Origin of the sequence: Kaistia sp. 32K, assembly GCF_016629525.1 — a bacterium.
Classification (GTDB): domain Bacteria; phylum Pseudomonadota; class Alphaproteobacteria; order Rhizobiales; family Kaistiaceae; genus Kaistia.
This window is the reverse complement of sequence record NZ_AP024269.1, coordinates 3,162,736-3,173,474: the sequence shown is the minus strand read 5'-3', so window position 1 is coordinate 3,173,474 and position 10,739 is coordinate 3,162,736. Positions and strand designations below refer to the sequence as shown.

Sequence of the window (10,739 nt, the reverse complement as noted above, 5' to 3'; positions counted from 1 at the left end):
GGCGCTTGATACATGCGCCGATGCAGCTATGCCCCGTAGATCAGCCCGTCCTCCGACATCGCAATACTGCGCGATGTCCGATCGGCCTTCACACCCTTGCCCGTAGCCTCACCTTTTGGCACATTCGAGGCGGGGGTACAAGAAAGCACGGCTTTCGGCCGTCATTTGTTAACAAGGTATTGACGAACGACTCGGCGACCGGTTCGTGCTCCCGGCTCCCTCCGGTGACGTCGAGTCATGGCTTTCGTTGAGTCAGCTCGCGGGCCGGCAAATCGTTCGGCGTGCTTTTTGATCGAAAATTCTGGCGACGCCGTTCGCCAAGGTGTTTTGTGCCTTGCGCCGGGCAATGAATACCAATGTCGTTCGCTTGATAATTCTTGCGCGCAGAGTTTTCGCGCATCGATCATCTGTCGCTCGACTGATGTTCGCGGCGCCTGTGCCTCGCCCGTTGCGGCGGCGCGAGACGGAAAGGCGGCCGGTTTTTCTCAGGCCCGACGGCGGCTTGTTTTCGTTAACGATAAGACCAGATTTCTGGGGGAATCGCGCGGATCGGCCCTTGCCGACGGGGCGTACCGTCTCGCGGCGGCGGTGGTCGCGGGCAGGGCGGGGCGCAGCGGCGGGCTCGTCCGGGTCCTGCTGCAAGCGGCCGAGACACATGCGGCCTTGGCACGCGCGGCCCATTTCGCCTATAGGGGGCGGACCTTTCCAGCGTTCCGGATCCCATGGCCAAGATCACTTATATTGCCTTCGATGGCACGCCCTACGACATCGAAGCCCGCGACGGCACCACCGTCATGGAAAACGCCGTCCGCAATGCCATTCCGGGCATCGAGGCGGAATGCGGCGGCGCCTGCGCCTGCGCGACCTGCCACGTCTATGTCGACGAGGCCTGGGTCGAGGCAACCGGCGAGCCGGAGCCGATGGAAGAGGATATGCTGGATTTTGCGCAGGACGTGCAGCCGAACTCGCGGCTTTCCTGCCAGATCCGCGTCAAGCCGGAGCTCGACGGGCTGATCGTCCGCATCCCCGAGCGCCAGGGCTGAGAACGCCGGGTCCGATCGGGTCGGCGAGGAAGGTTTTGCTCCGGCTGCGCCGGATGGCAGAACTTTGATGCTTTGCAGCGGCTGTCCCAGCCGGTAAACGTCGCGCGCATTCTTTGGCGCGTCCTCACTTGCAACGGAATGACCATGAGCGAAACGATCGAAGCCGATGTCGTCATCGTCGGTGCGGGCCCGGTGGGACTGTTCGCCGTCTTCGAGCTCGGCCTGCTCGACGTCCGTTGCCATCTGATCGACATCCTCGACAAGCCGGGCGGCCAGTGCGCCGAGCTCTATCCGGAAAAGCCGATCTACGACATTCCGGCCTTTCCGATCATCACCGGCGACGGGCTGACGGAAAACCTGCTGGCGCAGATCAAGCCGTTCGATCCCACCTTCCATTTCGGCGAGATGGTCAACGCCATCGAGCGGCTCGAGGACGGCTCGTTCCGCGTCACCACCGACGCCGACAAGGTGTTTCTGACCAAAGTCGTCGTCATCGCGGCCGGCGGCGGCTCGTTCCAGCCGAAGCGGCCGCCGGTGCCGGGCATCGAGGCTTTCGAGGGCAAGTCCGTCTTCTATTCCGTCCGCAAGATGGAAGCGTTCCGCGACCATGACATCCTGATCGTCGGCGGCGGCGATTCCGCGCTCGACTGGACGCTGAACCTGCAGCCGATCGCCAGGAGCGTCACGCTGATGCACCGCCGCGACGCCTTCCGCGCCGCGCCCGACAGCGTCAACAAGATGCGCGCGCTCGTCGACGCCGGCGAACTGAAGCTGGTCTTCGGCCAGGTGACGGGGCTCGAGGGCGCCGACGGCCAGGTCTCGCACGCCGTCATCACCGACAATGACGACAAGGTGCACCAATTGCCGACGACGCGGCTGCTGCCCTTCTTCGGCCTCACGATGAAGCTCGGCCCGATCGCCAATTGGGGCCTGAACCTGCATGAGAACCTGATCAAGGTCGACACCGAGAAGTTCCAGACCTCGGAGCCCGGCATCTTCTCGATCGGCGACATCAACTGGTATCCGGGCAAGCTGAAGCTGATCCTCTCCGGCTTCCACGAGGCCGCGCTGATGGCGCAGGCCGCGAGCCGCATCGTCTTCCCGGACAAGAAGATCCTGTTCCAGTACACGACCTCGTCGACCAGCCTGCAGAAGAAGCTCGGCGTCGCCTGAGGGTTCGGGGATGAGGAGACCTTTGCAGCATGCTGAAGGTCGCCTTGCAGTTCACGTCCTATGGGCAGGGCACCGTCGCCCCGGCGGAGGCCGGGGCCCATAAACACCGGCCAGGAAATCTTGAGGCGAGAGCTTGGCTAGCCCTCTGGTCATGGCCCGTGCGTCTGGATCCCCTGAGTTCACAAACGAAGTGCAACACCAGCTTAAGGTGTTGCGATGGGACGAGAGTACAGCCAGCTCGGGCTTGAGGAGCGGATCGAGATTGCCCGCCTATCGGGCGAAGGCGCCTCGATCCGCCAGATCGCTGCAGCTCTGGATCGCGCGCCATCGTCCATCGCCAGGGAGCTGAAGCGCAACCGCGGCCAGCAGGTGGGATACCAGCCCGCTCATGCCGAGGCCCAGGCGCGGGCGCGACGATGGAACGGCAGCCGGCTCGACCGCGACGCGGCGCTCCGCACCGAGGTCCTCGGCCAGCTCCGGGCCGGCTGGTCGCCGGAACAGATCGCCGGCCGCCTGCGGCGCGACGGCCCGAGCCGCCTCAGCCATGAGAGCATCTATCGCTTCGTCTATGCCCAGATCCGCCGCCACCAAGATTTCCCCTTGGACTTCACCTGGCGCAATTACCTGCCGAGGGCCAAGTCGCGGCGGGGTTGGCGGCCCGGCAAGGGCGGCAGTCCGGCCCTGCACATGCGCCACCGGGTGCCGCTGGCGGAGCGTCCGAGCGCGGTGCTGACCCGGCTCGACCCCGGCCATTGGGAGGCCGACCTGATGGCGTTTTCCCGCTACGGCCAGAACCTCCTGCTGCTGCATGACCGCATGAGCCGGGTGCTGATCGGCAGCCCACTGCCGTCGAAGCGCGCCGAACCGGTCGCCGGCGCGCTGGCGGCGGCCCTCCAGACGCTGCCACCGGCCTGCCGCAAGACCGTCACCTTCGACAACGGCACCGAGTTCGCCCGCCACTACGAGCTCGGCGCCCTCGGCATCGCCACCTATTTCTGCGATCCGCATGCGCCCTGGCAGAAGGGCGGCATCGAGAACGCCATCGGTCGCATGCGCCGCTTCCTGCCGCGCAAGACCGACCTCGCAGCCCTCGACAGCGGCGCCCTCATCGGCATGATGGCCGCCTACAACAACACGCCGCGCAAATGCCTCGGCTTCCAAACCCCGGCCGAGGCCTTCTCCGAACAAGTGTTGCACTTCGGATGTGAATCCACCTCCCGGCCTTCGCCGGGATGACGGCGGAGGGTGGCTCAGCCCGAGCAGCCTATCTTCTGCGGCCGGTAGAGGATCCGTCGCCTTCCCCCCATTCACCCATTGGGGAACCTCGCCCGCACGCCCGAGAGGGTTGGGTGAGGGGCTTTCTTCCGCCGCCGATGGACAGGCGCGGCGATTTCGGAGAGGGGTGGGAACCCCGCGCCCGGCATCCTCGTTTGCCCCGTTGTTCCAGCCGGAGGTGAGGATGCTTGCCAGCCCCTATCATTTCGCCGATCAGGGCGACGTGCCCAACAATCCGGAATTGCCGCTCATTCTCTATCGGGAGGCGCTCGCCGAGGCGCCCGACCGGGCGACGGCGTTCGAGCGGCTGTTCGTCTCGCATGGCTGGGGCGGAACCTGGCGGAACGGCATCTATCCGTTCCACCACTATCACTCGACCGCGCATGAGGTGCTCGGCATCGCCGCCGGCTCGGCCACCGTGCAACTCGGCGGCGACAAGGGCGAGCGGATCGAGCTGAAGGCCGGCGACGCGGTGCTGATCCCGGCCGGCGTCGGCCACAAGCAGCTCTCCTCCAGCCCCGACTTGCTGGTGATCGGCGCCTATCCGGTCGGCCAGAAATGGGACCTGATCCGGGCCGACGACGTCGTCGATGGCGCTGCGGTCCGCGCCCGCATCGCGGCGGTGCCGATGCCGGAAAGCGACCCGATCCTCGGCAGCACCGGCCCGCTCGCCTCGCTCTGGGCGGCGTGAGGGCTTTCCTCGGACGACTATCGCGATGCGGCGGGGGAGCGATCGGTCATTGCGACCTGTCTGTCTCCTAGAACAAACTCCACGATCATCCTGAGGTGCCCGGCGAAGCCGGGCCTCGAAGGAGGGTCCAGAGAACGCCCATCGTGGAGCGGCGGGTATCGCCGGACTTCACCTGCAAGCCGGAGCGCTCTGCTGGACCCTCCTTCGAGGCTTCGCTCGCGCGAAGCACCTCAGGATGAGGTGGTGCGGGTTGATCGGCCTGAAGGGCTCAGAGTTCGAGCCTGCTCGCTCCGGGCGGCTCCTATTCCGCGCCCTTCTTGTCCTTGCCGGCATTCAGCTTGGTGAGTTCCGCCATGAAGTCGGCCATGGCTGGCGGCTTTTCGGCGATGAAGGGCAGGGGGCGGCAGACGTCGATCGCGGCGATGCCGACGCGCGCCGTCAGGATGCCGTTGATCACGCCCTCGCCGAGCCGGGCGGAAAGCCGCGCCGCGAGGCCGTGGCCGAGGATCTGCTGCACGATAGAATCGCCCGCCGCCATGCCGCCGGTCACCGCGAGATGGGCGATGACGGTGCGCGCCAGGCGCAGGAAGCCGAGCGTGCCCGGCCGGCCGCCATAGAGCTGGCCGAGCTGGCGGATCAGCCGGAGCGCCGTGAACAGCACGAAGATCAGGTCGACCGCCGCGCGCGGCGAGATCGCCGTCACCAGCGTCACGCGCTTGGCGGCGGTGAGCACCAGCGTCTGCGCCGCCGCGTCGAGCGGCTTCAGGAGTTCGTGCTCGGACAGGCCGATCAGGTCGCGGCCGTCGATGATCTCGGCGGCGTGCAATTCCAGCGCGGCGCGGCCATGCGCCGTATCCGGCCGTTCCTTGTAGAGCGCGGCGAGGTCGCGCACCGTCGCCCGCGCGGCGATGCGGTCGTCGCGGCTCGCGGCGTCGTCGGCCGCCTCGCGGATGCGGGTAATGCGCCGGAGCCGCAGCAGGCCGCCGATCTCGCGGATCGACAGCGCGGCGAGGGCGACCAGCGCCACGGCGGCGACGGCGACCGCGAACCAGCCGAGCCATTCGGCCCGCTGGAACAGGTCGCGGATCAGCTGGTCGACGGCGAGCCCGATGCCGAGCGACAGCAGGATGCCAAGCGCCGAGGCGAGAATGTTGGCCCAGCGCATCGGCCGCGGCGGCTTCGGCGTCGGGGCGGGGAGGTCGACATCCTCCGGCTCGGCGATCACCACCGGGCGGTCGCCGGGCCTATGGGCGATGTCGGGATCGTCGACGACGCGGATCCGGTCGAGCCGGAAGGCGGTCGGCTTGCGCGGCCTGTCGCTCGTCATGCCAGCCGGTCTCCGATCAGGAATTCGAGCGCGCGGTCGAGGCGGATATGCGGCAGCGACAGCGTGATGCCCTCGGCCGTCCGCTCCAGCGCCGGCGGACGGAAGCGGACGAAGCGCAGCGCCGTCTGGCCGAGTTCGGAAGTTGAGTCAGCGCCTGCAAGGATCGATTCAGGATCGTTCGGCAAGTCCCCGGGAAAGAAGGCGATTTCGGTTTTGCCATCGAAGGTCTCGCCGTCGATCGTCTCGCCGGCGAGCGGCGTTCCGATGATCGAGGGCAACTTTTCCGAGTCCTCGATGACGACGCCCTCGCGCGTCGCCCGCACCGAGGCGAGCGCCGCCACCTCGACCCGCGCGCCGGCGGCCGAGGCGCGCTCGATCGCCGGCGCCAGCAGGCGGGCGAGGATCGCCTCCAGCCGGTCGTGGTCGGCGTGGTGCAGATGGTCGGCCTTGGTGGCGCCGATCAGGATGCGGTCGATGCGGTGCGTCAGCAGGCTGGCGAGCCAGGAGGTCGAGCCCGGTCTGTAGCAGCCGAGGATCTCGGTCAGCGCGGCGCCGAGATCGGCGACGGCGGCGGGGCCGGCATTGAGCGCGTTCAGCGCGTCGACCAGCACGATCTGCCGGTCGAGCCTGGCGAAGTGATCGCGGAAGAACGGCTTCACCACCACCGATTTATACGCCTCGTAGCGGCGCGCCATCATCCGCCCGAGCGAGCCGGGCGGCGCGGCGGCGGCGGCCTCCGGCAGCGGCGCGAAGGTGAGCGCCGGCGAGCCTTCGAGGTCGCCCGGCATCAGGAAGCGGCCGGGCGGCAGGGTCGAGAGCGCGTTCTCGTCGGCGCGGCAGGCGCGCAGATAGCCGGTGAAGAGCGCGGCGAGCTCGCGCGCCACCGCCTCGTCCTCGGGCGCGGCCGGGTCGATCGTCGCAAGACGCGCCAGCCAGGGGGCCGCGGCGGCGCGGCGGGCCGGGCTCTCCGCCATCGTCAGCGCCTCGCGCGACCATTGCGCGTAGTCCTTGGCGAGCAGCGGCAGGTCGAGCAGCCATTCGCCGGGATAGTCGACGATGTCGAGATGCAGCTTTCCCGGCCCGAAGCGCTGCTTGAAATAAGAGGCGGATTCAAAGGCGATGGTCAGCCGCAGCTCGCTGATCCGGTAGGTCGAATCCGGCCAGATGCGCTGCTCGACCAGGGCGCGGACATGGTCCTCGTAGTCGAAGCGCGGCACGTCGTCGTCCGGTTGCGGCTCGAGCTTGGCGCCGGTGACGCGGCCGGACGCGTAGGAGCGGAACAGCGGCAGGCGGCCGCCATGAACGAGATTGTGCACCAGCGCCGTGATGAACACCGTCTTGCCGGCGCGCGCCAGCCCGGTCACGCCCAGCCGGACCGTCGGCGAGACGAGGTCCGCGGCGCGGTCGCCCAGCGTCGAGAGGGCGAGGCGCGCTTCGTCAGTCAGCGTGGTCAGCTTCAAGGGTCCCGTTCCTGGCCGCTCGGTCGTGGTGGCGCATCGGGTCGACGCGCCATCCCGGCCGATGAGCCGGCCGCGTCCCATGTAGGCACGGCACGCGGACGGCAAAAGACCTATTCGTCGTCGATGGCCGGCTCGCCGCCGACCAGTTCCAGCTCGCGCGGGCGGAAGAAGGCGACGACGCGGCCGGTGCGGGGGCGCAGCTCCGACCATTTGTGGATGTCGAAATCGATGACGGCGAGGCCGGCGGTCGGGAACTTGGCCCCGATCTCCTCGCGCAGCGCCGGGTTGCCGCTGCCGATCAGCTCCAGCGCGGTGTCCTGCAGGGTCGGGTTATGGCCGATCAGCATCAGGTTGCGGGCATTGCCGCCGAGCGCGCCGACGCAGTCGATATAGGCGTCGGCGGAGACCTCGTAGAGATCGCGCGTGATGCGGATTTCGAGATTGCTCGGGATCATCGGCAGCAGGCCGATCAGCGTCTCGCGCGTCCGCCGCGCCGAGGAGCAGAGGATGCGGTCGGGCGTCAGGCGGTGGGCGGCCAGGTGTTCGCCGATCATCGTCGCCGCGCGCCGGCCCCGTGGCGCCAGCGGCCTGTCGAAATCGGCAAGGCCGGCCACGTCCCAGGCCGATTTCGCGTGACGAAGCAGAAGAAGGCGCATGGCGATCGCATCGTTCCCTGTTGCGGGGCTTCTGGTTTTCCGGGCCTGCCCGGCTGGCGATACGCTGACACGGCTGCGGGCCGACTGCAATCGGCGTGATCGCCGCTCCCGAAGGGGCGCGGGCAAGGGGGCGGGAAGGGCTCAGCCGGCGGCGGCCCGCGCCAGCCTCGGGTCGCGGATGACGGGCGCCGGGGCCGCGGGGATCGGCCGCGCCGGCGCGGCCGGCGGCATGGCGGGCGGCGCGACGGCGGAGGCGGCCCGGGCGGTGGCGAGCGCGGCCATGTCGATCCGGAGCACGGCGCAGAACTGCTCGTGCAGGCGGCGAAGCCGGGCGACGGATCCCGGCAGGAAATGGTCGAGCTCGTTGCCGACGGCGCCGATGCGGCCGAGCTCGTCGATGTAGCGGCGGGCATAATGTCCCTGGCGCGCTTCCAGCTCGGCGGCGGCGATCGCTTGGCCCTTGCGCAGCAGCGTCGTCTCCGCCTCAATCATCTGCAAGAGCGCCTCCATCGTCGCCTCGATGCTGGCGCAGACGCGGATGGCGTCGTCGCGCCCCCGGACGGCGGGCAGGGCGCCTTGCGGATCGGCGTTTCGCTCCGGCTGGCGCAGGGCATTCTGCGGACGGGACTGGCTCACGGACGGCTTCCTCGGTCAGCCGCGCGGACGCGCGGATCGGTCAGGGGCGTCGCCGATGGCAGCGGCGCTGAAACAGCCCGCTCATTCAATCATCGTTAACATTAACGAAGTTTTACCTTCCGTTGCGTTAATGCCACGCGGGCGCGACAGGGCCTGCTCGCCGCTCCCGCCTTTCCGCCATTTTCGGGCCATTTGGGGAAGCGCTGGAATATCAAAAGCTTGCGTGAAAGCGTTTTACGAAATGTGGCTCCTTGAAGGCATCCGAACACCGTTAATTCGGCCTTCTCACAAAGAAGGGCGCGACCAGTTGTCCTAAGGGTGTCGCATCGCTATATTCCGCGCCGAAATGCCATCGAGCAGGGGTCATTCATGACGTTAGATACCCTTGAAGCGTATCGGCCTACGGAAGCCGAGCCCTTCATGAACGAGCGGCAAAGGGAGTACTTCCGCAAGAAGCTCCTTGCCTGGAAAGACGATATTCTCCGGGAGTCCCGGGAAACGCTCCAGCATCTCCAGGACGAGAACGTCAACCATCCGGATCTTGCAGACCGTGCTTCTTCGGAGACGGATCGTGCGATCGAATTGCGGGCGCGTGATCGCCAGCGCAAGCTGATCGCCAAGATTGATGCCGCGTTGCAGCGGATCGAGGATGGCAGCTACGGCTACTGCGAGGAAACGGGCGAGCCGATCAGCCTCAAGCGTCTCGACGCCCGGCCGATCGCAACCCTTTCGATCGAGGCGCAGGAACGCCATGAGCGGCGTGAGCGCGTCTACCGCGACGAATAGACTCCCGGACCATATCCAAAAATGACGAAGGGCGCGGAACCATCGGTTCCGCGCCCTTCTTCTTGGTCTCTTGTGTGTTCCTGGTCTCAGACGGGCCGCCGGGCGACCCGCCTTTGGCAATCCCTGCGTATCAGCCCTTGCGCGAGCCGGATATTTCGCCGAGCAGGCGCGCCATTTCCTTTTCGAGGTCGCCGACCGCCGAAGGCGCGTTGGCGGACGTCTCCTCGTCGGGCAGAGGCTGCTCGTCGACGAAATCCTCGGCGATGACGACGGGCTCGTCCTCGGGCTGCGGCGGCTCGACGGGCGGGGCGGAACGCACGCTCTCGGCGCCGACGTCGAAGATCGGCTCGAACCGGGCGAGGCGCTCGGCCTCGTCATCCAGTCCGGCGAACGGATCGGCTGCCTCGACCGGCGGAGCGGGCGGGATCGGCGCGCGGCGGGGCGCGGCGCGCGGGCTGTCGAAATTCGCGCTGAACGGCGCTTCGGCCGAGGCGGGCGGCACGGCGCCCGGCGCGACGGGCGTCTGCTGCGAGCCGAGCAGCGGGCGCGGGTCATAGGGGCGCTGGCGCTGGCCGATCGGGCGACCCTCGATCGGCTCGGCCGGCGGCGCCTGGCGGGGCGACGGCACGGGCTGGGGCGGCGCGGACTGGATCGGCGCGGACTGGACGGGCAAGGGCGGCTGCGGCACGTCGGCCGTGGTCGGCGTGTGCCGCGGCCGGTTGCCGGACAGGAAGCTCGGGAAGCCACGGCCGGTGCGCGGCTCGGGCGCCGGGCGCTGCGGCGGCGTGACACGCGGCGAAGGCGCGTCGAACGCCGGCTCGGGCTCCGGCTGGGCGTAGCGGGCTTCCTGGGCGATCTCGGCCGGCGCTTCCGCGACGGGCTCGAAGTCGGGCTGCTGGCGCAGCGCGGGCTCCGGCTGTGCCTCATAGGCCGAGATGTCGGCGACCGGCTGCGGCTCCGGGCGGCGCGGCTCGGGCTGGCGGGGCGCTTCGGGGGCGACGCGGCCGTTCTGCTGCTGGGGCGCTGCCGGGCGGGCCGGGGGCTCCTGCCGCAGCGGCTCGAGGCGGCGCGCCGGCGGCTGCGCCCGCTGGATGCCCGGCTCGACGACGAGGTCGGACGGGCCGCCGATCAGGATCAGGTGCTCGACATTGTCGCGGCGGACGAGGACCAGCCGGCGGCGCGGATCGAGCGGCAGCGCGTCGAGCACGGCGAGGCGCGGCTGGCGGCCGCGCGCCGGGCTGCTGCCGAGACGGCCATTGGTAAAGAGGCGGATCAGCCAGAAGACCAGCAGGATCGCCAGAAGAATCACGACCAGCGTGATCACGAACTGGGCAATGGTCGCGCCTGTGTCGCCGAACATTGGCGCCAGATAATCGTGCATCTTATTCTCCCGACTTCCGATTCCGGTTCAGCCCGCCGATTTCGGTTCAGCCCGCAACGAGGCGTCGAAACGGACCGAGCCTGGCACTCTCCGTGCCTGAAAGCTCGACTCCCTGCTTATTCGACGTTTTTCGTGCGTGCGCTAGGCCTTGGCAACCCCGCAGCGCGGATCTGATCCATCAATCCCCTGGTGGCGTTAAGAATTCATTGACCATGAGTTTGGCAGAATCCAGTGGATTCGCGTTCTCGTTGTGCGCAATTCGCAGCGTCAGGCCGCGAAAAGCGCATCTCCGGGCGTTGGTTAGGGGGCGA

At 68.3% G+C, this 10,739-nt stretch carries 10 protein-coding genes; 5 read left to right on the top strand and 5 right to left on the bottom strand.

What is annotated here, in order from left to right; translation table 11 throughout:
• The first annotated feature begins 722 nt into the window (after window positions 1–722).
• From K32_RS14750 to K32_RS14735, 4 genes are all read left to right on the top strand, one after another.
• Window positions 723–1,043, top strand: coding sequence for a 2Fe-2S iron-sulfur cluster-binding protein (locus K32_RS14750; RefSeq protein WP_201400253.1), 321 nt, complete (start codon window positions 723–725; stop codon window positions 1,041–1,043).
• A gap of 144 nt (window positions 1,044–1,187) precedes the next feature.
• Entirely contained in the window at window positions 1,188–2,216 is a 1,029-nt protein-coding gene (locus K32_RS14745; RefSeq protein ID WP_201400252.1) for an NAD(P)/FAD-dependent oxidoreductase, read from the top strand.
• Between the two features lie 216 nt (window positions 2,217–2,432).
• Entirely contained in the window at window positions 2,433–3,452 is a 1,020-nt protein-coding gene (locus tag K32_RS14740) for an IS30 family transposase (RefSeq protein WP_201400251.1), read from the top strand.
• 223 nt (window positions 3,453–3,675) lie between these two features.
• Window positions 3,676–4,182, top strand: a complete 507-nt coding sequence (locus tag K32_RS14735; protein ID WP_201400250.1) for a cupin domain-containing protein — start codon at window positions 3,676–3,678, stop codon at window positions 4,180–4,182.
• A gap of 301 nt (window positions 4,183–4,483) precedes the next feature.
• Here K32_RS14735 and K32_RS14730 read toward each other — a convergent pair whose 3' ends face one another.
• The 4 genes from K32_RS14730 to K32_RS14715 form a co-directional block, all read right to left on the bottom strand.
• Window positions 4,484–5,509, bottom strand: a complete 1,026-nt coding sequence (locus K32_RS14730) for a YcjF family protein (RefSeq protein ID WP_201400249.1) — start codon at window positions 5,507–5,509, stop codon at window positions 4,484–4,486.
• Window positions 5,506–6,969, bottom strand: coding sequence for a YcjX family protein (locus K32_RS14725; RefSeq protein ID WP_201400248.1), 1,464 nt, complete (start codon window positions 6,967–6,969; stop codon window positions 5,506–5,508). The genes K32_RS14730 and K32_RS14725 overlap by 4 nt, the downstream gene beginning before the upstream one ends.
• Window positions 6,970–7,079: 110 nt before the next feature.
• The gene (locus K32_RS14720; protein WP_201400247.1) at window positions 7,080–7,625 is read right to left on the bottom strand and encodes a histidine phosphatase family protein; all 546 of its coding nucleotides are present in this window, start codon (window positions 7,623–7,625) and stop codon (window positions 7,080–7,082) included.
• Window positions 7,626–7,766: 141 nt separating this feature from the next.
• Window positions 7,767–8,261, bottom strand: coding sequence for a hypothetical protein (locus K32_RS14715; RefSeq protein WP_201400246.1), 495 nt, complete (start codon window positions 8,259–8,261; stop codon window positions 7,767–7,769).
• A gap of 369 nt (window positions 8,262–8,630) precedes the next feature.
• Between K32_RS14715 and dksA the strand changes: the two genes are divergently transcribed.
• Window positions 8,631–9,047, top strand: coding sequence for an RNA polymerase-binding protein DksA (gene dksA / locus K32_RS14710; protein ID WP_026304652.1), 417 nt, complete (start codon window positions 8,631–8,633; stop codon window positions 9,045–9,047).
• Between the two features lie 130 nt (window positions 9,048–9,177).
• On the opposite strand, the gene K32_RS14705 is transcribed toward dksA, so the two are convergent.
• Entirely contained in the window at window positions 9,178–10,428 is a 1,251-nt protein-coding gene (locus K32_RS14705; protein ID WP_201400245.1) for a flagellar biosynthetic protein FliO, read from the bottom strand.
• Between the last annotated feature and the right edge of the window lie 311 nt (window positions 10,429–10,739).

Excerpts from the sequence above, each read along its gene's own strand:
- K32_RS14750 (WP_201400253.1), top strand. The coding sequence starts at position 723 with ATGGCCAAGATCACTTATATTGCCTTCGATGGCACGCCCTACGACATC.
- K32_RS14745 (WP_201400252.1), top strand. The coding sequence starts at position 1,188 with ATGAGCGAAACGATCGAAGCCGATGTCGTCATCGTCGGTGCGGGCCCG.
- K32_RS14740 (WP_201400251.1), top strand. The coding sequence starts at position 2,433 with ATGGGACGAGAGTACAGCCAGCTCGGGCTTGAGGAGCGGATCGAGATT.
- K32_RS14735 (WP_201400250.1), top strand. The coding sequence starts at position 3,676 with ATGCTTGCCAGCCCCTATCATTTCGCCGATCAGGGCGACGTGCCCAAC.
- K32_RS14730 (WP_201400249.1), bottom strand. The coding sequence starts at position 5,509 with ATGACGAGCGACAGGCCGCGCAAGCCGACCGCCTTCCGGCTCGACCGG.
- K32_RS14720 (WP_201400247.1), bottom strand. The coding sequence starts at position 7,625 with ATGCGCCTTCTTCTGCTTCGTCACGCGAAATCGGCCTGGGACGTGGCC.
- dksA (WP_026304652.1), top strand. The coding sequence starts at position 8,631 with ATGACGTTAGATACCCTTGAAGCGTATCGGCCTACGGAAGCCGAGCCC.
- K32_RS14705 (WP_201400245.1), bottom strand. The coding sequence starts at position 10,428 with ATGCACGATTATCTGGCGCCAATGTTCGGCGACACAGGCGCGACCATT.